Genomic DNA, 22107 nt, shown 5'->3' on the forward strand with positions numbered 1-22107 from the left:
TTAGAATACAATGAAAACGCTTTTGAATGTATATAAATAAAGAATGTTATTTGATATCTTTATAAAGTAAGTATGCTTTTTAAGTGTTTTTTTTAGTTTTTATCAATTGTAACCGTTTCTATATGATTAAAATACGAACGTTATCTTTTTTGGAGGAAGTGTGAGCAGATGGTTTTCTTTTCAAGATATTTACACAGAATTAAATCAATCTACACATAGAAGCGTTAGCATTGATTATAAGGTAGAAATTATTAACACCTGTAAAAAGAAATTTTATTACGTGAGGGGCTATGAAAAATGATTGAGGTTATCAATCTGAAGAAAGTATTCGATAATGGGTTTGAAGCACTGAAGTCTGTTGATTTTCAAATCGAAAAAGGGGATTTGGTTTGTTTGCTTGGCCCTAGTGGTTGTGGAAAATCAACGATTTTGAATTTGATTGCGGGGTTATTAAGCCCTAGTCATGGGGACATTCGTTTTAGTGGAGAGTCGGTGGTACGAACGGAACCGAAAGATCGGAATATTGGTTTTGTATTTCAAAATTATGCTTTATACCCGCATATGACTGTGGTTGAGAATATTATGTTTCCATTGACGGTTGGCGAAAATAAAATCAAAAAAGCGGAAGCTAAAAAAATATCACAGGAATATATGAAACTAACGAATATCGAAGAACTCCAAGATAAAAAACCAGGGACTTTATCAGGTGGACAACAACAACGTGTGGCTATTACACGAGCCTTAGTCCAGAAACCAGAAGTTTTATTATTAGACGAGCCCTTAAGTAATTTGGATGCACGCTTGCGATTAAAGATACGAGAAGAAATCCGTCGTTTGGTAAAAGAAGTTGGAATCACTACGATTTTTGTGACGCATGATCAAGAAGAAGCACTTTCGATTAGTGACAAAATCATTTTACTGAATGAAGGTGTGATTCAACAAAATGATATTCCGCAGAATTTATACTTAGACCCGGCTAACCTGTTTGTTGCCAATTTTATCGGTAACCCGATCATCAATACGTTACCGGTCGAGGTCAATGTTCGTGAAGGGAAAATCAGCCATACGGATTTTCAAATTCCTCTGACGAAACTGGAATCCGCTCAATTAAGAAAAACATTAGTGGATGGAAAATATATCTTAGGGATTCGACCAGAAGACGTTTTTCCAACGACTAACGGATTGTTCGAAGTACAAGTTTCTGGAGTTGAATTGATCGGACGTGAACAGATTTTGAATTTTTCGCTCGCTGCGAAACGTCTGAAATCGATCGTTAGTATTGAAAAGCTCATCGAAGAAGATACGGTACTCTCTTTTGATTTCCAGTACCATAAAATGTTTCTTTTCGATGACCAAGGGGAGCGGGTGTACTAATGTTCAAAAAAGCATATGATCCAGAAAATCAACCGAAAGCTTGGTTCTTCTTACTGCCATCATTGGTCATTATTGTTTTGTTCAGTATCTATCCGTTGTTCCGTTCACTAGCGATGAGCTTTCAAAAAGGCTCCTTAATCAATCAACAATTTGCAGGAATTGAGAATTATCAGCGTGTGTTGTCAGACCCAGTCTTTATCAAAGCATTAAGAAACACCGCATTGTTTGCTTTTACAGTTGTTCCTATTTCATTGCTCCTTTCACTGGGAATCGCTTGGGTGATCTTTGAAAAAGTGAAACATAAGACTTTTTTTGAAACGATTTTTTTCATGCCTTATGTGACAAGTACGATTGCTATCGGGATCGTCTTTCGCTATTTTTTCAACGGGTCCTATGGGCTCATTAATTATTTGCTGAATTTTTTAGGATTTGAATCAATCAATTGGTTAGATAATGTTTCGATGAGTATGACAACGTTGATCATCTTTGGGGTTTGGACCAGTCTCGCATTCAATATCATTATCTTATTGGCTGGTTTAAGAAATATTGACGAAGAGCATTATAAAATCGCTCGAATGTTTGGAGCAGATGCTTGGGAGATTTTTAGTCGGATCACGTTTCCTCAATTGATCCCAACGATCACCTTCTTGTTGACTGTCAATATCATCGGAGCGTTTAAAGTCTATACTCAAGTCTATGCTTTGTTTGGTGGGCAGCCAGGGATCGCCAAAAGTGCTACGACAGCGGTCTTTTATATTTACGATAAATTCCACATCGCTGGTCGACCAGGGATCGCTATGGCGGCGACGGTCATTTTGTTCCTCGTCATTTTACTGATCACATTTATTCAAAATAAATTGTTGAAGAAAGTAGGGAGAAGAGGATGAAAAAAGTTGTTACAGGACTCTCATTGCTATTTATCGGAATTTTAGGGATCGTAACGATTTTTCCATTTATTTATATGATTTTAGCTGGGTTGATGACATATAGTGAGGCAACGAGTATTCCGCCAACCATACTGCCAACATCATTTCAATGGGGAAATTATACGGAGGTATTTGAAAAAGCACCATTTTTACGTTATTTCTTCAATACCGTCTTTGTTTCGTTAGTAACTACGATCGCTACAGTCATCACATCTGTTTTAGCGGCTTTTGTGTTAACAAGTCTGGAATTTCGTTTTAAAAAATTGATTATCGGGATCATGATCTCATTACTAATGGTTCCTTATGAGTCCATTATTTTTACGAATTACAATACGATTTCACGAATGGGATTACTAAACAGCTATAGTGCATTGATCATTCCTTTCTTGACCAGTATTTTTTATATTTATTATTTGAACGGGTATTTAAAGAGTATTTCCAGTACCTTTTATAAAGCAGCTAAAATCGATGGTGCCAGTGATCTAGAGTATATTTGGAAAATTTTAGTGCCGATGTCTAAACCAGCATTAGTCACGGTGGGTATCTTGACGTTTATTTCAAGTTGGAATTCATTTTTATGGCCATTGCTTGTGACGAACGAGAAAAAATTCCGCCTGTTAAATAATGGTTTAGCTGCTTTTACCTCTGAAAGTGGGAGTGACGTTCATTTACAAATGGCGGCGGCGACGTTAACAGTTATCCCGATTTTGATTATTTATTTGATTTTTAGAAAAGAAATTATACGAGGAGTGGCGAAAAATGGAATCAAAGGATAAAACAGTGATTACTTTCCATAGCGGAATCTTAACGATCGGTGGAACGATCATTGAAGTTGCCTACCGCGATTCACACATCTTTTTTGATTTTGGCACAGAGTACCGTCCAGAATTAGACTTAGCTGATGAATCTTTAAATACATTGCTTGAACATCGATTGATTCCTGACTTGAATGGATTATATGATCCAAGGCTGTTTGATCAAGTACAGCACATACAAGCAGGAGAAAGAGAGCCGTATCAGCATACAGCCGTTTTCTTATCTCACGCTCATTTGGATCATTCAAAAATGATCAATTATCTTGATCCAGCAATTCCTTTATACACTTTAAATGAAACGAAGCAAATCTTACATTCCCTTCATCGAAACAACGATTTCTTGATTCCTTCTCCTTTTGAAAAAGAAGGGTTTGTACGCGAAATGAATGGATTATCTCCTTATGAAACTGTCCAGATCGGAGAAATCAGTGTGGAGATACTACCAGTCGATCATGATGCGTATGGTGCAGCTGCTTTACTAATCAAAACGCCTGACCGATTCTTGACTTACACTGGTGACTTGCGTCTTCATGGATATGACCGGCAAATGACAGAAACGTTTTGTCAAAAATCATTTCAGACTGACTTATTGATGATGGAAGGTGTCAGCATCAGTTTTCCTGACCGAGAAATAAGCGAACAAACGCCAATTGCTACGGAAGAAGAGCTAGTTCAGCGCTTTTGTGAACTGGTCGATCAATATCCTAATCGTCAAATTACTTTCAATGGGTACCCAGCAAACCTTAAACGCTTTGAAATGCTGGTGAAACAATCCCCGCGAACGATGGTTTTAGAAGCGAATATGGCTGCATTAATGAAAGAAGTTCTAGGAATGGATGTGCCCTATTACTATTTAACGGATAGTCCAGTCATTCCGATTCTTCAGTCAGAATTAGAATATCCCTACGAAGTTTTACGCAACGATGAAACAACTTTTGTTTGGCAAGTCGTTGATAATATAGAAAACTTGCAAGGAGGAGGTTTATACATTCATAGTGATGCCCAACCATTGGGAGATTTTGATCCACAATATGCTGTCTTTTTAAAGATTTTAGCTGAAAAGCAAGTTGAATTTGTTCGATTATCGCTGTCTGGACACGCATTTCCAGCTGATTTAGCTGAAATCATCGACAAGATACAACCAAAAGTGTTAGTGCCGATCCATACGTTAAAACCCGAGAAATTAGTCAATCCTTATGGAGAAAGAATTTTGCCAAAACGTGGCGAACAAATTATTTTATAAGAGAAAAGGGAGAGTAAAAAGAAGATGAAAATGAAAAAATGGGCTTCTGTGTTTGTGGCTGCAGCAGCAGTATTTGCGTTAAGTGCTTGTGGAAAGAATGAAAAGGTAGATAGTTCAAGTGAGGATATCGTAACAGAAATCAATGAAAAGACAACGATCAACTTCTGGCATGCGATGAATGGTGCGCAAGAAGAAGCATTAACTAAACTTACAGATGACTTCATGAAAGAAAATCCTAATATCAAGGTAGAGTTGCAAAATCAATCGCAATATTCGGATCTTCAAGCAAAAATCAATTCGACATTACCTTCACCTAAGGATCTGCCGACAATCACTCAAGCTTATCCAGGATGGCTATGGAATGCCGCTCAAGATGAGATGTTGGTTGATTTAGACCCTTATATCGAAAATGATACGATTGGCTGGAAGGATCAGGAAGAAATCCGTGATTCATTATTAGAAGGTGCTAAAATTGATGACAAACAATATGGTATCCCTTTTAACAAATCAACGGAAATGCTTTTCTACAATGCAGATCTATTAAAACAATATAACGTTGAAGTGCCGACGACACTAGCAGAATTAAAAGAAGCTTCAAAAACGATCTATGAAAAATCAGATGGGCAAGTGGTGGGTGCTGGGTTTGATTCATTGAATAACTACTATGCGATCGGTATGAAGAATCAAGGGGTTGATTTTGACAAAGACTTAGCTTTAGATGGGAAAGAATCACAAAAAGTGATCGATTACTATGCTGAGGGCGTCAAAGATGGTTATTTCCGAATTGCTGGATCGGATAAGTACTTGTCAGGTCCTTTTGCAAATGAACAAGTGGCAATGTTTGTTGGCTCGATTGCTGGAGAAGGTTATGTGAAAAAAGATACTGAAGGAAAATTTGAGTATGGCGTTGCGCCACGTCCTGAAAAAATCAATTTGCAACAAGGAACGGATATCTATATGTTCAGTAGTGCCAGTGCTGAAAAACGCACAGCTGCTTTTGAATATATGAAATTTTTAGCGCAACCGGAAAACCAACTGTATTGGGCAAATATGACTGGTTATATGCCAATCGTTGAATCGGTTCTTGAAAGTGATGAATACAAGAATTCTACAGAAACAAAAGTACCACAATATTTAGAAGCAGCTACTTCTGATCTATTCTCGATCCCTGTGATTGAAAACGCAGATCCTGCTTATAATGAGGTACGTTCGATCATGGAAAACATTTTATCGAATACGAATCAAGATACGAAGAAACTGATAAAAGATTCCGTTCCTCAATTGGAAGATGCTTGGAATCAATAAACAATCGAACGAAAGAACGTTCAGAACGTTAGCTTGTTTGCTTTAGGCGGTTGAGACAAAAGTGTTTAACATCAAGAAATAAGAAGGAGTTTCCGAAATTTTCTTCTCAAATTTTGGGTCAATTTCGGCTTATTTTTCGAAGATGCTGCTTTTGTCTCGCTGTGAACAAGAGGTTGTGAGAGAAGCGTTTAGCTCCTCTCTTATTGTTGAGGAGTTGCTTCTTGAACGCCGTTTAGCAAGAGGTCGTGAAAACATCGGGTAGCTCTGATGACAATAAGAAAGAATTTTTTGAAACAGCTTCTCATGTTTTGAAAAATTCAGGCTTATTTCAAGGAGCTGATGTTTGAACACCGTTTATTCGTTTTTAGAGAGACTAAAAAAGACTGAGGCAAGTTTTGGTTCAGTCGCATGAAATGGGAGACAAGTATGAAAATAACATTGTTAGCAACTAGTGACGTCCATGGGTATATCTATCCAACAAACTATGCGACGGATCAAGAACAACCTTATGGCTATGCAAAAATTGCTAGTAGGATCAAACAAATCAGAGAAACTAGCCCAGACCCTCTTTATGTCATTGATAACGGTGACTTCATTCAGGGGTCACCTTTTAGTTACTACTTAGCAAAACAACAAGATCACCACGTCTCAGAATTAACGAATGTCTTAAATGAAATGGATGTGGATGCTAGTATATTAGGAAATCATGAATTTAATTATGGCTTATCTTACTTAGAACAAGCTATCACTAGTTATCATCATCCTGTCTTATCTGCTAATATTTTAACGAGCAAAGGCGATCCTTATTTTGGACAGCCCTATGTGATGATTGAAAAACAAGGGATCAAAGTGGCGATTTTAGGGTTGACCACGCAATATATCCCCCATTGGGAACAACCTGAAACAATTAAAGACCTACAATTTGTATCTGCAGTTGAAGCAGCGAAACAGTATGTACCTAAACTTAGAGAATTAGCAGATGTAGTGGTTGTAGCTTATCATGGTGGATTCGAGAAAGATTTAGAGACTGGCGAACCCACCGAAGCATTGACTGGCGAAAATGAAGGCTTCCAACTACTTCAAGAAGTAGCTGGGATGGATGCGTTGATTACTGGGCACCAACATCGAGTGATTGCTGCGAAGGTAAATGGTGTGCCGATTATCCAACCGGGCTATCGTGGCGAATTTTTAGGTAAAATCGAATTATCCTTGGAACGAACGGTTAATGGTTATCGTGTTTCGGACGGAAAAGCAGAACTGATTTCCTTAGTAACTGACGAGGCAGATGAAGACATTCTTTCACTTGTTCAAAAAACAGAAAATGAATTGCAAACATGGCTTGATCAAACAGTGGGAGAGGTACAAGGAGACATGAAAATCACTGATCCGATGCAAGCACGAATCGTGGAACATCCTTATATTGAGTTTATTAATCGGGTGCAAATGGCTGCCAGCGGAGTATCGATTTCTGGAACGGCTCTGTTCAACAATGAAGGTCAAGGATTCAATGAAACTATTACAATGAGAGAAATTATTACCAATTATATTTATCCTAATACTTTAGCAGTTCTTAAAATTACAGGGCAGGATCTAAGAGATGCCTTAGAACAAACAGCAAACTTCTTGGCAATAGAATCAGGCGAGATCGTATTTAATCCTGCGTTCATTGAACCTAAACCACAGTATTATAATTATGACATGTATGAGGGCATTGATTATGAGATCGATTTACGTCAACCAGTAGGGCAAAGGATCACTAAATTAGCCAGAGCAGGCAACCCGATCCATCCTGAGGAAGAGCTGGAAGTAGTCATGAATCAGTACAGAGCGGTCGGTGGTGGGAATTATCACATGTTTTCTGCCGATAAAATCATTCGTGAAATCCAAATCGATATGACTGAACTGATTGCTGATTATTTAAGAAAACATCAACAAATTCATGCTGAAGTAAATCATAACTTTCGGGTAATCAAGTAAACAAGGGGGACAGAAATTAGTGAAATCTGTCTATTCAAGTCTATTCAAGAAAAGAGCAAGCCAAAACGAAGGTAAATAAATCGAAGCATGCAATTAACAAAATTGTTTATCAAAACTAATCCAAAAGGTAATTGTTGTAAATGATTAACAGTCTCAAGTGTTGTAAGTTTCAGGTTATTTTCAATGTACTTATAACGTTTTTTTGGTGAAAGTATGATCTTAGAAACGTTCTAAATTTGCTTTACTATAAATTTAGTTACAACCTTTTTTATAAAAACGATCCATCAGTATGGGTTATTTATAAAAAAATTTTCGTTATTTAATATCTTTTTTTACTTTTTTGTCTTTACTCTTCATTTTTTGTATATAATGGAATAGGCAAATTTGAATGGGAGTGGAGAAAGGTATGAGAAAAAAACGTCCTTTTCTTCTCTTTTGGTTAGTTGGTTTTTTCTTACTGCTTTTTTTATCAGCCGCAGTTTCAGGAAAAATGACAGCAGATATCGCTCAACTAGAAACAGAAAAAATCATTGCAAGTAAAGAATCAGTAGATAAATTTAAAAAGGAATTTTCTACTTATTGGTGGAAGGATTACAAGATAGTAGCCAACTATGATAAGGGAGAATTAGAGCTTTATTTGCCAAAAGACAAGGAAAGTAATCAGTTTATCAATATTGATGATGTCTTAAGTGCTATTTCGTTAAGACAATATCAATTCAACGATAAACATTTGACCGTCTTACTTTTAACCAATGACGGAGAAAAACTAGCTCGATTAAAGAACGGAAAAGTAATAACCAGCTATTCAGATAAGGTGAATCGTGAGGTTGTTAGTACCCGTCTGAAAGATTGGATAAGAATGAATAAAGAAGTCAAAGAAAATTCTGATACGACTCAGGTTGAGCCGACTCAGGAAAGTTCTTCTGAACGTTCGGAAACAATTCAAAGTACGACCCAAAGTAAGTCCAAGACGCAATCGAGTCGTACAACTAAAAATAGCACAAAAAACAGCAAAGCAAGTCAGCAACAGAAGGCAAAGTAACACGAGTATTTTAGTAAGAGTACGCAAACTGTGAAATAGATGGGGCAACACGTCTTTTCCAGCTCAAGTACTGAAAGGTGCATGATAGTCATTCGTTTGAAATGATGGAAGTTCATTTGTTTTTACTAAGTTACTTTTTTTGCTGAATCTTTGACTGATTGTTCTTGCTTCATTCGATAACTAGAACTATTGTAGTTCAGGTTGACCAAAACAAAAACAGCTAACAAAAACTCCTCAAGATGGACATATTTAGTCTGAGGGGTTCTTTTTTTTGGCATAGATATCCATAATTGCTCCCTTCATTTCTAAAAAAAATCTTAAAATAACCCTTTTTTTAGGAAATTTTCATTTTTTAGGAGCAGAATAAAAAAAAATAAAAGAGAGAAGTGATACTTGTGACACATTTGAAAAAATTGTGCCAAAATCGTTTGCTGATTGTTTTGACAGCTAGTTTTTTCTTTTGGCTGAAAACGATCTTTGCCTATTACGTTGATTTTTCATTGGGCGTTGAAGGCAGCATCCAATACTTTATTCTGTGGATTAATCCAATTGCAACGACATTGTTGTTTTTTGGTTTAGCATTATATATAAAAAAATTGAAACCCGCATTGATTGTTCTTTTAATCATTGATATTTTAAATACGCTTTTGCTTTATTTGAATATTATTTTTTATCGAGAATTTACAGATTTCGTGACCGTAAAGTCTATTCTAGGCTTTTCTAAAGTTTCACAAGGTTTATCAGGAAGTTCCTTTGCATTAATGAGACCTCATGACATTTTGTATTGGTTGGATATATTAGTATTTGTAGGACTCATCATCTGGATGTTTGTTAAAAAAATACCAGTAAAAAGTCCTGCAGTCTCTAAACCAGTGGCGATCGCAGTCACTTGTCTGTCAGCGTTGATTTTTTCAGGAAATTTAGCGCTTAGTGAAGCAAATCGTCCCCAATTGTTGCAACGGACGTTTGACCGTTCTTACATCGTCAAATATTTGGGAATCGATGCCTATACTATTTACGATGCTATCAAAACAGGGATGACAAGTAGTGTTCGTGCGCATGCAAGTAGTAATGGTGTAGAAGAAGTGAGAAAATACACCGAAAATCATTATGCTGCTCCTAATCCAGCAACATTTGGCGTGGCTAAAGGGAAAAACATCATTGTCCTGCATTTAGAAAGCTTCCAACAATTTCTAATCAATATGAAGGTAGATGGTCAAGAAGTAACGCCATTCTTAAATAGTATCTATAAGAATCAATCAACGATCAGCTTTGACAATTTCTTCCATGAAGTTGGGCAAGGAAAAACAAGTGATGCAGAAAATATGTTAGAGACGGGAACTTTTGGTTTACCACAAGGTTCTTTGTTTACCGAGCTAGGTTCAGATAACACGTTCCAAGCTGCTCCAGCAATCTTGGCGCAACAGCAAGGCTATACGAGCGCGGTTTTCCATGGAAATGTCGGGAGCTTCTGGAACCGAGATCATGTGTATAAAAATTTAGGCTATGACAACTTCTTTGATCGTTCTTATTTCAATAGTTCAGATGAAACATTGGGATATGGTATTTTAGATAAGGACTTATTCAGAGAATCAGCTAAATATTTGGAACATTTACAACAACCGTTCTATACTAAGTTTCTTTCGGTAACCAATCATACGCCATACTATACAGACGATAAACATTTTAATTTCCCATCATTGAAGACTGGCAATAGCAGAGTAGATGATTACGTTCGGACAGCTCATTATTTAGATCAATCGTTGGAACAATTCTTTACGTATTTGAAAAAATCCGGTATCTATCAAAATTCGATGTTTGTCATCTACGGAGATCATTTTGGAATATCCAATACGGATAATAAAGACTTGGCGAAAGCCTTAGGAAAAGACCCTGCTACTTGGGATGATTTTGATAATGCTCAAATGCAGCGAGTGCCATTGATGTTCCACATTCCAGGTTATAAAAAAGGTGAGATCAATCATGAATATGGTGGCGAAATTGATGTGTTACCTACCCTGTTACACTTAGTAGGAATCAATGATAAAGACTATATCCATTTTGGTACAGATTTGCTTTCACCACAGCATGATCAGTTGGTTGCCTTTAGAAATGGTAATTTTGTGACACCTAAATATACCGTTTTAGATGGAAAAACTTATGATAACCAAACAGGGGAAATCATTGATCCTAAAAAAGCTGGTATCCAAAAAGAAGTGGAAAAAGATCAGAATCAAGTCAAAACGGCTTTAAGTTTATCTGATAAGTTGAATCAAGAGAATCTATTACGTTTCTATGTACCAGATAACTTTAAAACGATTGATCCTAAAAAGTATGATTATAAAAATGATGCAGAGAAAAATGAAACCATTGAAAAACAAAAAGGAAGCAAGTCCACGAGTGTTTATTCTAAAAATGGAAATAAAACAACGACTAACCTTTACCCTGCAGAAACAGATGAGAATAATTAAATGAATAGTTGACAAAACTTCCAAAAAAGTCGATTTGTTTTCACTTTTTTGGAAGTTTTTTTTATATAATTCGTAAACTTTTTTATTTTAGCGTATGTAATTAGTGAAGGAAACAAATTTTTTACAGCGATTCTTTTGGAAGTGAAAAATCCGAGGAAATTTGGATAGGTGTAAAAAATGATGGCTGAATTCAGTTGAATCAAATAAAAATAGAAAAGGAAAATAGGATAAACTTGTCAGCTATAGGTTGACCGAAGAATAAAAATCAGAAACAACAAGGAGGGGAAACGTTTAATCAAAACAACAACTGGCAATGAACGAACATGTACATATAGAAGCACAGATCCAAGCAGCTAATTTATTTTTCAACACTTTGGCTAAACATTTCTTATCATACAAACGGTCATGTGATACGTGTTGTAGAAGTGTTACAAGAAGGATGGAAGATCAACTGTTTCGTACATGGCACTCACTCAGTTATTGGTTTTGGTAACGATCAATTATGTATGATGGAGAATTAATCAAGCAACTTCGAGTGAATCGAAAGTTGACACAAACACAGTTAGCAAAGGGAATCTGTTCTAAAACATCTCTAGTAGGAATCGAAAATCATACCGTAAAGAAGATCTCTTTTTGTACACTAAAAGCCTTCTTGGAACGCTTAAATATTTCTTTGGCCGAATATGAATGGTTACGTAATCAGCTTGAAGAACCCAAAAAAACGAAGAAAAGTCGGCATCTATTAAATAAAATCCAAGAAGAGAACTTTGATCCTTATAAGGAAATCGCCAACAACCGAAAGCAATAAAAAAAAAACAGCTGATTTATACTATTTAATGTTAAATCTACAGATGTTTTGGCAGACGAATGGAAAAATGGAGTTGCAATTAGAATTTCTAGGATATGAGTGTCGTACGATTGAAGAATACTTTATGAAAATCATGGAATATGGTCATTTTGAGTTAGACATTCTTTCCAAGTATCCCTATATTTTCAGTGATTCATTTCTAGACAATCATTACTTGAAAATCAAAAAAAGAATGCGACAAATGACCGATTCTTTGAATGAAGACTATTTATTTACATTTTTAATGAATCTCACGCTTTATTATATCGATAAAAAACGTTTCAAAAAAGCACGTAGTATCAACCTCGATATGTCTCGCAGTTTGGCACACAAAGAAAAATCAACAATCATTTATGAAAGTTTGATGACAGAATACTACAGAAAGCTGATTGCACAAGCCTTAGGTGAGCCACTTTCAAAAGAGCTGAATACTTTTTTTACGGTCATCGAATATACTCTAGGCAAGAAAGAGCGCAAACGTCTTGAAGAGAAACTCTTGGAAGTGATAAAAGAGGAAGAGAAAAAAATGATGCTGTTTGAACAGATTGCCAAGATAGAACAAGAATAAGTAAGACAAGTGAATAAGAGTAGAAAAGACCTTGCAACAATCATTGACTAAACGAACTGTCAGGTACTTTTCTGCTCTTTCACTCAACTATCAGTAAGAGCAAATCTGTTTGGTCATTCAGGATGAACGATCTCAGATTTTTGCTTTTTTGTATCGAATAATGGGAAAAAACGATTGATTTCATTGGTTGCAGCATCTCTTGAATCAGATGCATGAATGATATTTTCAGTTCCAGGTAAGGCATAATCTCCACGAATCGTTCCAGGAACAGCATCTACAGCTTTAGTTGCACCGACCATCTTACGGACGATATCGATGACATCCTCTCCAGCTAAAACAAGATAGACTACTGGTCCCGAGGTCATATAATCAATCAATTCATCGAAAAAGCTCCGACCACTTAAGTGATGATAATGCTCTTGTGCGAGTTCTTTTGTCATTGTTGCAAACTTCATTTCAGTAATTGCTAATCCTTTTTCTTCAAATCGTTGGATGATCCGCCCAATTAAATGACGTCTGACACCATCCGGTTTGATAATGACCAATGTACGTTCCATCTGATACACCCCTTTTTTTGTTATACCTTTATTATACTGGTGTCTGAGTAAACCCACAATCAAAGTGAAAAAGCTGATCAACATGCGGGCTATTAAATTCAATAAGAATTTTCTAACCCCATCAATCAAAAACAATTTATTTACCATAAATGTTTGGAAAAAGCAAAAAATAAGTTTGACAATCGGTGCATAAGTTGTTATATTTACGAAGGAAAACTAAATAGGATTTGTTAGGTGAGGCTCCTATACAAACACAGGCTACTGCCCAAAAACGTCGAGAGACGCCAATGGGTAGAACAGGAATTGTCGAGACAAGGCTTTTCATAAGGTAGCTAAAAGCAAGGAATTGCTTTTTACGTTGTACAGTGTCAAAACTCAACGATGAGATCAAAGAAGCTTTTTTTTATGTGCTTTTTCGACCTTTCGCTGAATTTTTGATGAAAGGTCTTTTTGTGTTGAAACAATCCTAACAAACAAAAAATGGAGGTGGTTTCGTTGGGAAGTTGATGCTTTTAAAACGAAAGAGAAACAAGAACAATTCTATCAAGTTAAAGGAGATGAGAACAAATGGATGACAGTCCTGCGAAGAAAATAATGCGAGAGAAATTGCTGGCTGAGGCTATTATCTATCTGTTTTCAGCCCCTTTAAATACAACATTTTCTCCATTACTCAACTAACTAAAAATAACCCAGCTTAAATAAGTATTGCTTATATTTACTGGGTCTAAGGAGAAAAATGAGATGGAAAAAAAGAGAGATACACAAAAAATGTATGCTGCATTTGCAGGAAAGACAAAACAAGAATTATTGAACTTCTTTCATTCGACTGATCAAGGAATGAAAGACGAACAAATTGAAGAATCAAGAGAAAAATATGGTGAAAATTCAATCTCTTATGGGAAGAAAACACCCTTTATTGTAGAAGCTTTAAAAGCTTATATTACACCATTCACCTTGGTATTGATTGCACTCGGAGTGATTTCATTTATCACAGAATACGTGTTAGCCGCTCCTGGGGATAAAGATTTATTTGGAGTAATTATCATCTTTACGATGGTCATCGTCAGTGGAACGATGACGTTGGTTCAATCTGTTCGCTCTAACCAAGCCGCAGAAAAATTAAAATCATTGGTAAAAGTAACCGCAGCAGTTAAACGTAACGGTGATTATACTGAGATTCCAATGGAAGAAATCGTTTGTGGAGACCTTGTTCGATTATCAGCAGGTGATATGATTCCTGCAGATATGCGTCTGTTGTCAGCCAAAGATTTATTTATTTCACAAGCTGCCTTAACTGGTGAAAGTTACCCTGTCGAAAAGCAAGCGATTGTTTACGATGATGAGACTTTGAGTGAAACTAGTTATGAAAATTTGGCTTTTATGGGAAGTAACGTTATCAGCGGGAGTGCTGAAGGTATTATTGTATCTGTTGGTAATGAAACATTATTTGGACATGTGGCTCAAACGCTCTCTGAAAAGCCGATCAAATCAAGCTTTGAAATTGGTATTCATAAAACATCCATGTTATTGATCAAATTCATGGCTTTAATGGCACCAACAGTTATCGTTATCAATGGGTTGACTAAAGGGGATTGGCTGGAAGCTTTTCTATTCGGTTTATCTGTAGCAGTCGGTCTTACACCTGAAATGTTACCAATGATTGTTACTACGAACTTAGTTAAAGGTGCTAGCGTGATGGCGAAAAAAGGAACGGTCATCAAAAATTTGAATGCAATCCAAAACTTTGGTGCGATCGACGTGTTATGTACGGATAAAACTGGGACATTGACTCAAGATAAAATCATTTTAGAATACCACATGGATTGTTCTGGTAAAGAAGATGATCGTGTTTTACGCCATGCGTATTTAAATAGTTACTATCAAACAGGATTAAAAAATCTGTTGGATGTAGCAATTATTGATGAAGCCAAACAAACGTTAGCAACCGATAAAATCAATTACCGCAAAGTGGATGAAATTCCATTTGACTTTGAACGTCGTCGGATGAGTGTCGTTGTAGAGGACACCGCAGGTAAAACACAAATGATTACCAAAGGTGCTATCGAAGAGATGTTGAGTATCTCTAATTACATCGACATTGATGGGATCGTTAGTCCATTAACCAATGAAAAAAGAGAATCAGTTCTTGCAAAAGTGAGAGATTTAAATGAAGATGGTCTACGTGTAATCGGAGTGGCCCAAAAAACAAACCCCAGCGTAGTTGGCGAATTTTCAGTGAAAGATGAATCAGATATGGTATTGATTGGATACCTTGCTTTCCTTGATCCTCCAAAAGAAACGACGAAACAAGCACTAAAAGCATTGAAAGATCATGGTGTCGCAGTCAAAGTCTTAACTGGTGATAATGAATTAGTCACTCGTTCGGTTTGTCGTCAAGTGGGTCTGGAAATTAATGAATTGATCACTGGCGAAAAGATTTCAGAAATGGATGATCGCGAATTAGCACAAGTTGCTGAAAATCATGAAGTATTTGTTAAATTGAATCCTCAACAAAAGGCTCGTTTAACGACAGCTTTACGTCAAAATGGCCATACCGTGGGCTTTTTAGGTGATGGTATCAATGATGCACCGGCAATGAAAGTAGCGGATATCGGTATTTCGGTTGATACAGCAGTAGATATCGCAAAAGAATCAGCCGATGTGATCTTACTAGAAAAAGATTTAACGATTTTAGAAAGAGGTCTTTTATCTGGTCGAGAAACATTTGGGAACATCATGAAATACATCAAGGCAACTGCAAGTTCAAACTTTGGGAATATGTTCTCTGTCTTAGTTGCTAGCACATTCTTACCATTCTTACCAATGTTGCCACTGCAAATTCTCTTTTTGAATTTGATTTACGATGTGTCTTGTATCTCACTTCCATGGGATAAAATGGATAAAGAATACTTACATGAGCCTAAAAAATGGGAAGCATCAAGCATTGGGAAATTTATGGTGTATTTTGGACCTACGAGTTCGATTTTTGATATCACTACCTACTTATTGATGTACTTTATCATTTGTCCAGCAGTTGTAGGTGGAGATTTCCATACATTAGATGCACAACAAAAGATCGTATTTATTGCGTTGTTCCATGCAGGTTGGTTCGTTGAATCATTATGGTCACAAACATTAGTCCTACACGCACTACGGACACCAAAGATTCCATTTATTCAAAGCAATGCGACATTTGCGATGTTTACGATTACGACATTAGGAATCGTTGTAGGTTCGATTCTGCCATTTACAGGCTTTGGTGCAGAACTAGGTTTGATGCCGTTACCAGGAACTTACTGGACTTGGTTAGTCGTAACGATTTTAGCTTACTTGACATTAGTGACAATGGTCAAAAAATTCTATATTAAAAAATTTGGTGAACTATTGTAATGGTTGATGAATACCATTTAAAAAGAGGTTGTGAAGTCATCGGGTAGCTCCGAAGACAATAAGAAAGAATTTTTTGAAACAGCTTCTCATGTTTTGAAAAATTCAGGCTTATTGCAAGGAGTTGATGAATGAACACCGTTTACCCATCCATTCTCACCTCTAATCATGAGTTCGGGGCACTTCAAAAGTGCCTCGGACTCATTTTTTTCTACACCTTTCATTTTATTATGAAAGGAAAATATGATTCGTTCTGTGCAAATAACAATGAAACATGCTAAACTATGGATATTGTTTTCTGAAAGGAATAGTGAAAAATGAAAGGCGCAATATTTGATTTAGATGGACTATTAGTTGACACGGAGAAAACTTATCGTGATGGTTGGTTATGGGGGTTCCAACAGTATGATTTAGCGATTCCCAAAGAAGTAGTAGATGCTTGGGGAGGTAAAAACTGGAAGCAAAGTTTTGACATTTTAGTGAAAGCAGCTGGAAGCCCTGAAAAAGTTCAAGAAGTTCGTGCCAAGCGTGAAAAATATTTTTATCAACAGCTTCATAACGGTGGGATACAATTAAAACCCTATGCGAAAGAAGTTTTAGCTGAATTAAAAAAACGTGACTTACGACTTGGATTAGCGACAACGACAGTTACTAAAAGAGCGACTGATATCTTAGCCCAATTTGATTTGGCTAATTATTTTGATACGATGACATTCGGTGATGAAGTAAGTGAAAACAAGCCTTCACCTGTTCCTTACTTAACCGCTTTAGAAAGAACAAAATTAGTTGCTTCAGAAGCATTTGCAGTGGAAGATTCTTTAGTTGGAGCTACTTCTGCTTCCCGAGCTGGGATGGGCGTTGTTTTAATTCCAGATACTAGTTTTGAACGAAATTATACAGCAGAAGAAAAAGAAAAATTAAATTTACTTGCTGAAGGAAAAGACTTACGAACTGTTATTGAAATGTTAGATAAAAAAACAACAAAATAATTCAATCATTTTTTTTGTAAACTTCTTCCTTGACTTTTAATTATGAGTACGGTAAATTATTCGCAACAACTAAATAAGTATATTCGTTGATAAGGAAAGTAAACTTGAACGATTTCTTAGAGAGGCTCTGTTTGGTGAAAAGAGTCAAATCCGCAAAGTTGAAAATGGCCTTGGAGAATAATTTGTCGATAAGTAGATAAATTCGGTCGTCGTTCAACCGTTAAACTGAACCCCAATCTCTCAGGAGTGAGACGTTGGCTAGAGGGAAGGAAACTTCCGAATAAAGGTGGTACCACGATTCGTCGTCCTTTTACTAACATTTTTTGTTGGTAAGAGGATTTTTTTTTATATTTTTTTGCAATGATGTAGTAAGTACAGTTGGAAATCTTTTAACAGAGAGCTTCGGGAGCTGAGAAGAAGCAAAGAGGAACGATTGGAAAATGGCTACTGAGCATTTTACCCCAAGCATTTTGTGAGGCGGTAACGGCTGCGACCGGTATCTCGCTAGAGTATGTTTGTACTTGAAGAGGAGCGACATGTGAATGTGGCTTGAATATGAGGTGGTAACACGCAAAAAGGCGTCCTCAAGGAAATGATTGAGTTCATTTTCTTGAGGATGCCTTTTTTTATTATACAACAAGGAGGAGAACGAATGATTGAGTTAAAAAACATCAGTGTCCATTTTGAGCAAAAAGGTAAAGACATCCCAGCTGTCAATGAAGTGAATTTATCGGTGTCCCAAGGAGATATCTATGGCATTGTGGGCTATTCTGGGGCAGGAAAAAGCACATTAGTTCGTGTGATGAATTTCTTACAGAAACCAACGAAGGGGGAAGTAATCATTCAGCAGACGAATTTAAGTGATCTCACACCAAAAGAATTAAGAAAAGAACGGAAAACGATTGGTATGATTTTTCAACATTTCAACTTAATGGAAAGTCGCACAATTTTTGACAACGTTGATTTCTCCTTAAAGTATACTGGGAAATCAAAACAGGAACGTCGTCAGAAAGTAAGTGACTTACTGGATTTAGTAGGGTTAAAGGAAAAAGCTTCTGCCTATCCCAACCAATTATCTGGTGGACAGAAACAACGAGTAGCGATTGCGAGAGCTTTAGCAAATGATCCCAAAATATTGCTTTGTGATGAAGCGACGAGTGCCCTTGATCCAAAAACGACTCATCAAATTCTAGCGTTGCTCAAAAAATTAAATCGCCAATTAGGATTAACGATCGTCTTGATCACCCACGAAATGCAAGTAGTAAAAGAAATTTGTAATAAAGTGGCGGTGATGGAAGCTGGACGAATTATCGAAAGTGGAAGTAGTGTTCAAATTTTTAGTCATCCAAAAGAAGAACTAACGAAAGATTTTATACGTACAGCGACTCACTTAGATCAAGCATTGGAAAAGATTACTGGACAGCAAGGCTTTGCAGAAGAGCTTACGGATAAATGGCTAGTTGAACTGAGTTATGTGGGGAGCCAAACGAATGAACCATTGATTGCCCAGTTGTATAGCAAATACCAAGTAACAGCAAACATTCTTTATGGCAATATCGAATGGCTGCAAGAAACACCGATAGGTAGCTTGGTGGTAACTTTAGCGGGAGATAGCATTCAAAAACAAAAAGCTCTAGATTATTTGATCCAATTAGGTATCAAAGTCAATCTCTTACAAAAACATGAAACACAAGAAAGAATCAAACTCGTTGAAGGAGGCGTTTAAGATGAACGAATGGCTCAAAAGCTATCTGCCAAATGTTTATTTGATCCCAGATGAATTCATTGAAGCGACAAAGCAAACACTATATATGACTTTCTGGTCTGCTTTGATTGGGGGAATCTTGGGCATTATATTAGGGGTGGTTTTAGTCGTTACCCGCCCTAAAGGATTAATTGAAAACCGCTTATGTTTTGAACTTTTTGATAAGGTGATCAATATCGTACGATCCATTCCATTTATCATTTTACTCTCTTTACTTGCATTGACGACTCGTTTTATTGTCGGAACAACAATTGGAGCAACGGCAGCACTAGTTCCTTTGATTGTCGGTATCGTACCTTTTTTTGCTCGACAAATCGAAAATGCCTTGCTTGAAGTTGATCCCGGTGTTATCGAAGCTGCACAAGCAATGGGAACGAGTCCATTGGGTATCATTTTTCGTGTTTATTTACTGGAAGGACTACCTAGTATCATTCGTGTCTCAGCTTTAACGATCATCAATGTTATTGGCTTAACCGCAATGGCAGGTGCTGTAGGAGCTGGTGGTTTAGGAAATTTAGCTATTTCTCGGGGCTATAATCGATTTCAAACAGACGTAACGGTTGTTGCGACATTATTGATTTTGGCATTGGTGTTTTTAAGTCAATTTATCAGTAATTTTTTAATTAAAAAAATATCACATTAATGGAGGAGAAAAAATGAAAAAAGTGATTCGATTTGCTGTAGTGACATTCGTCGCATTATTTTGGTTGGCAGGCTGTAGTCAAGGAAAGGCAGATACAAAAACAAAAGAAACAACTGTCAAATTAGGGGTGATTGGTGAAGATACAGATGTTTGGGACGATGTAAAAGCACGTCTAAAAAAGGAGAATATTGAATTAGAATATGTAAAGTTTACCGATTATAATCAACCAAATGCGGCCTTAGCTGATGGCTCAATTGATTTGAATGCCTTTCAACACCAGTTCTTTTTAGATAACTATAATGAAGAACATGGCACAAATCTAGTTTCAATCGGAAACACCGTAAATGCCCCATTAGGAATCTATTCCAATACGATCAAAAAGATTGAGGAAGTAAAAGAAGGTGCAAAAGTAGCCATCCCTAATGATGTAACCAATGGGGGACGCGCTTTACTTCTTCTTCAATCAGCGGGGCTGATTAAAGTTGATCCATCGAAGGGACAGACTCCGACGATTTCTGATGTGACAGAAAACGATAAAAAACTTAAGCTCACAGAATTGGATGCTTCGCAAACAGCACGTGCGCTAAACGATGTGAGTCTTTCGGTCATCAATAGTGGGGTAGCAGTCGATGCAGGGTTCACACCAACGAAAGATGCAATTTTCTTAGAACCAGTGGATGATCGTGCCCGCCCTTATGTCAACATCATTGTTGCCCGAAAAGAAGATGAAACAAACCGTACGTATCAAAAAATCGTTGATACTTATCAAACTGAAGCAACTGCTAAAGTCATTGAAGAAACGTCAAAAGGTTCGAGTGTTCCAGCATGGAAAACCTTTGGTCGTAAATGAGCATCATCAGAAAGTACAGCTCAAATTAACTAGAAATTTTTATCTGAAGCCAGCATACAAGGAGGAATTTTTTTATGACTACATCAACTATTTCAACGAATCGATCCAGTTTATTGAAAGAAGCGATCCAAGAAAGATTACCAGAATATCAAGCACTTGCCTTGGATATCCATCAACATCCAGAAGTGAGCAATTACGAATTTTATTCATCTGCTGCATTGATTCGCCAGTTAGAAAAAGAAGGCTTTACAGTTGAAAAGGAGGTCGCTGGACACCGTACAGGATTTGCTGCTAGCTATCGCTCAGATAAACCAGGTCCGACGATTGCATTTTTAGCTGAATTTGATGCACTTCCTGGAATTCGACATGCGTGTGGACATAATCTTTTTGGAACGTATTCCGTATTAGCCGCGAGTATCATTAAGAAACAAATTGACGAAATTGGTGGTGAGATCCGAGTGTATGGAACACCAGGGGAAGAAGGAGGAGAGAATGGTTCAGCGAAAGGGAGCTTTGTTCGTGAGGGATTATTTGACGATGTGGCGGCTGCTTTATGTGCTCATCCAGCTTACCGTTACGGAAAAACAACCGAATCGCTAGCTAATGATCCAGTTGATATCAAATTTTATGGAGTTGCTTCTCACGCTGCTGCTGCACCCGAAAAGGGAGTTAACGCATTAGAAGCCCTGATCCAAGTTTTTAATGGTATCAACGCACTACGCTTACAATTACCTAAAGATGTCAATATCCATGGGATCATCACTAACGGCGGAGTTGCTGCTAACGTCATCCCTGAATATGCTGCAGGACGTTTTTATTTACGGGCTGGCAATCGACAAACATTAGATATAGTCTTTAAAAAAGTGGAACAAATCGTGAAAGGGGCTGCGTTGAGTACGGGCACAAGCTATGAATTTGGTTTGTTTCAAAATGCGGTAGATCATATGATTCCGACACCTTCTTTCGATGAGTTGTTTTTTACACATGCAAAAGCAGCTGGAGTTCCAGAAACGGAAATCGATGTAACAGAAAAGACCAGCTTAGGGTCCTCTGATGTAGGGAATGTCAGTCAAGTGATTCCGACGATTCAACCAACTATTTCGATTTCAGATGAATATATCGCTGGACATTCGGAAGAGTTTAAAGCAGCCGCAAAAAGTGAAAAAGGGTTGGCATCGATCGCCATTGCAGCAGAACTATTAGCGACTACCGCTTTAGATTTATTCGAACAACCAGCTTTATTGACAAAGATTCAGGAAGAACACCAACAACTTTTAGAAAAAAGTCAGTTAACTGGTTCGACTTTTTAAATAAATAATGATTTATGATTTGAAAAAAATAGTCATTT

16 protein-coding genes, 1 pseudogene, 1 riboswitch and 2 other annotated features are annotated in these 22107 nt (G+C 37.0%); of the genes and pseudogenes, 15 read left to right on the top strand and 2 right to left on the bottom strand.

Going from position 1 to position 22107, the window contains the following annotated elements; translation table 11 throughout:
• Positions 1-297: 297 nt before the first annotated feature.
• The 7 genes from IGL30_RS02635 (at position 298) to IGL30_RS02665 (ending at position 8682) form a co-directional block, all read left to right on the top strand.
• Positions 298-1374 carry an ABC transporter ATP-binding protein gene (locus tag IGL30_RS02635; protein ID WP_088744984.1) on the top strand — a complete coding sequence of 359 codons (1077 nt, stop codon included), beginning with the start codon at positions 298-300 and terminating at the stop codon, positions 1372-1374.
• Positions 1374-2261 (top strand): carbohydrate ABC transporter permease, encoded by an 888-nt coding sequence (locus tag IGL30_RS02640; RefSeq protein ID WP_010719920.1) that lies wholly within the window; start codon positions 1374-1376, stop codon positions 2259-2261. Before IGL30_RS02635 ends, IGL30_RS02640 begins: the two co-directional genes overlap by 1 nt.
• Positions 2258-3076 carry a carbohydrate ABC transporter permease gene (locus IGL30_RS02645; RefSeq protein WP_088744983.1) on the top strand — a complete coding sequence of 273 codons (819 nt, stop codon included), beginning with the start codon at positions 2258-2260 and terminating at the stop codon, positions 3074-3076. Before IGL30_RS02640 ends, IGL30_RS02645 begins: the two co-directional genes overlap by 4 nt.
• Positions 3060-4358, top strand: a complete 1299-nt coding sequence (locus tag IGL30_RS02650) for an MBL fold metallo-hydrolase (protein ID WP_081127816.1) — start codon at positions 3060-3062, stop codon at positions 4356-4358. The genes IGL30_RS02645 and IGL30_RS02650 overlap by 17 nt, the downstream gene beginning before the upstream one ends.
• 24 nt (positions 4359-4382) lie before the next feature.
• Complete coding sequence (locus IGL30_RS02655) at positions 4383-5663, top strand: extracellular solute-binding protein (protein WP_010719917.1); 1281 nt, start codon at positions 4383-4385, stop codon at positions 5661-5663.
• Between the two features lie 426 nt (positions 5664-6089).
• On the top strand, positions 6090-7640 hold the full coding sequence (locus tag IGL30_RS02660) for a bifunctional metallophosphatase/5'-nucleotidase (RefSeq protein ID WP_123875042.1): 1551 nt from the start codon (positions 6090-6092) through the stop codon (positions 7638-7640).
• A gap of 406 nt (positions 7641-8046) precedes the next feature.
• A complete protein-coding gene (locus tag IGL30_RS02665) occupies positions 8047-8682 on the top strand; it encodes a hypothetical protein (protein ID WP_123875041.1) in 636 nt (211 codons plus the stop codon).
• Positions 8683-8807: 125 nt separating this feature from the next.
• Here the strand turns inward: IGL30_RS02665 and IGL30_RS02670 are convergent, their stop codons facing one another.
• A complete protein-coding gene (locus tag IGL30_RS02670) occupies positions 8808-8960 on the bottom strand; it encodes a hypothetical protein (protein WP_260222031.1) in 153 nt (50 codons plus the stop codon).
• A 117-nt stretch (positions 8961-9077) separates the two neighbouring features.
• On the opposite strand from IGL30_RS02670, the gene IGL30_RS02675 reads away from it, so the two are divergent.
• Both IGL30_RS02675 and IGL30_RS02680 read left to right on the top strand, forming a co-directional pair.
• Positions 9078-11153: an LTA synthase family protein gene (locus IGL30_RS02675; RefSeq protein ID WP_088744981.1), complete on the top strand. Its 2076-nt coding sequence runs from the start codon at positions 9078-9080 to the stop codon at positions 11151-11153.
• A 502-nt stretch (positions 11154-11655) separates the two neighbouring features.
• A pseudogene (locus IGL30_RS02680) lies at positions 11656-12568 on the top strand (helix-turn-helix domain-containing protein).
• Between the two features lie 113 nt (positions 12569-12681).
• Here IGL30_RS02680 and ndk read toward each other — a convergent pair.
• Positions 12682-13125 (bottom strand): nucleoside-diphosphate kinase, encoded by a 444-nt coding sequence (gene ndk, locus IGL30_RS02685; RefSeq protein ID WP_010719910.1) that lies wholly within the window; start codon positions 13123-13125, stop codon positions 12682-12684.
• A 219-nt stretch (positions 13126-13344) separates the two neighbouring features.
• A riboswitch (M-box (ykoK) riboswitch) is annotated at positions 13345-13519 on the top strand.
• Positions 13520-13866: 347 nt separating this feature from the next.
• Between ndk and mgtA the strand changes: the two genes are divergently transcribed.
• The 6 genes from mgtA (at position 13867) to IGL30_RS02715 (ending at position 22069) form a co-directional block, all read left to right on the top strand.
• The gene (gene mgtA / locus IGL30_RS02690; protein ID WP_010738332.1) at positions 13867-16515 is read left to right on the top strand and encodes a magnesium-translocating P-type ATPase; all 2649 of its coding nucleotides are present in this window, start codon (positions 13867-13869) and stop codon (positions 16513-16515) included.
• Positions 16516-16829: 314 nt separating this feature from the next.
• Positions 16830-17501 (top strand): HAD family hydrolase, encoded by a 672-nt coding sequence (locus IGL30_RS02695; protein WP_123875039.1) that lies wholly within the window; start codon positions 16830-16832, stop codon positions 17499-17501.
• A 77-nt stretch (positions 17502-17578) separates the two neighbouring features.
• Positions 17579-17814, top strand: a binding site (T-box leader).
• Between the two features lie 38 nt (positions 17815-17852).
• Positions 17853-18090 (top strand) — a binding site (T-box leader).
• 63 nt (positions 18091-18153) lie between these two features.
• A complete protein-coding gene (locus tag IGL30_RS02700; protein ID WP_088744979.1) occupies positions 18154-19227 on the top strand; it encodes a methionine ABC transporter ATP-binding protein in 1074 nt (357 codons plus the stop codon).
• A gap of 1 nt (position 19228) precedes the next feature.
• Positions 19229-19909 (top strand): methionine ABC transporter permease, encoded by a 681-nt coding sequence (locus IGL30_RS02705; protein WP_010719905.1) that lies wholly within the window; start codon positions 19229-19231, stop codon positions 19907-19909.
• Between the two features lie 13 nt (positions 19910-19922).
• Positions 19923-20759, top strand: a complete 837-nt coding sequence (locus IGL30_RS02710; RefSeq protein ID WP_010738329.1) for a MetQ/NlpA family ABC transporter substrate-binding protein — start codon at positions 19923-19925, stop codon at positions 20757-20759.
• 74 nt (positions 20760-20833) lie between these two features.
• Positions 20834-22069, top strand: a complete 1236-nt coding sequence (locus tag IGL30_RS02715; protein ID WP_088744978.1) for a M20 family metallopeptidase — start codon at positions 20834-20836, stop codon at positions 22067-22069.
• The last annotated feature ends 38 nt before the right edge of the window (positions 22070-22107 follow it).

It is taken from the genome of Enterococcus sp. DIV1089c, assembly GCF_050530965.1.
In the GTDB taxonomy this organism is placed as follows: Bacteria; Bacillota; Bacilli; order Lactobacillales; family Enterococcaceae; genus Enterococcus_B; species Enterococcus_B hirae.

Excerpts from the sequence above, each read along its gene's own strand:
- IGL30_RS02635 (WP_088744984.1), top strand. The coding sequence starts at position 298 with ATGATTGAGGTTATCAATCTGAAGAAAGTATTCGATAATGGGTTTGAA.
- IGL30_RS02640 (WP_010719920.1), top strand. The coding sequence starts at position 1,374 with ATGTTCAAAAAAGCATATGATCCAGAAAATCAACCGAAAGCTTGGTTC.
- IGL30_RS02645 (WP_088744983.1), top strand. The coding sequence starts at position 2,258 with ATGAAAAAAGTTGTTACAGGACTCTCATTGCTATTTATCGGAATTTTA.
- IGL30_RS02650 (WP_081127816.1), top strand. The coding sequence starts at position 3,060 with ATGGAATCAAAGGATAAAACAGTGATTACTTTCCATAGCGGAATCTTA.
- IGL30_RS02655 (WP_010719917.1), top strand. The coding sequence starts at position 4,383 with ATGAAAATGAAAAAATGGGCTTCTGTGTTTGTGGCTGCAGCAGCAGTA.
- IGL30_RS02660 (WP_123875042.1), top strand. The coding sequence starts at position 6,090 with ATGAAAATAACATTGTTAGCAACTAGTGACGTCCATGGGTATATCTAT.
- IGL30_RS02665 (WP_123875041.1), top strand. The coding sequence starts at position 8,047 with ATGAGAAAAAAACGTCCTTTTCTTCTCTTTTGGTTAGTTGGTTTTTTC.
- IGL30_RS02670 (WP_260222031.1), bottom strand. The coding sequence starts at position 8,960 with ATGCCAAAAAAAAGAACCCCTCAGACTAAATATGTCCATCTTGAGGAG.
- ndk (WP_010719910.1), bottom strand. The coding sequence starts at position 13,125 with ATGGAACGTACATTGGTCATTATCAAACCGGATGGTGTCAGACGTCAT.
- mgtA (WP_010738332.1), top strand. The coding sequence starts at position 13,867 with ATGGAAAAAAAGAGAGATACACAAAAAATGTATGCTGCATTTGCAGGA.
- IGL30_RS02695 (WP_123875039.1), top strand. The coding sequence starts at position 16,830 with ATGAAAGGCGCAATATTTGATTTAGATGGACTATTAGTTGACACGGAG.
- IGL30_RS02700 (WP_088744979.1), top strand. The coding sequence starts at position 18,154 with ATGATTGAGTTAAAAAACATCAGTGTCCATTTTGAGCAAAAAGGTAAA.
- IGL30_RS02705 (WP_010719905.1), top strand. The coding sequence starts at position 19,229 with ATGAACGAATGGCTCAAAAGCTATCTGCCAAATGTTTATTTGATCCCA.
- IGL30_RS02710 (WP_010738329.1), top strand. The coding sequence starts at position 19,923 with ATGAAAAAAGTGATTCGATTTGCTGTAGTGACATTCGTCGCATTATTT.
- IGL30_RS02715 (WP_088744978.1), top strand. The coding sequence starts at position 20,834 with ATGACTACATCAACTATTTCAACGAATCGATCCAGTTTATTGAAAGAA.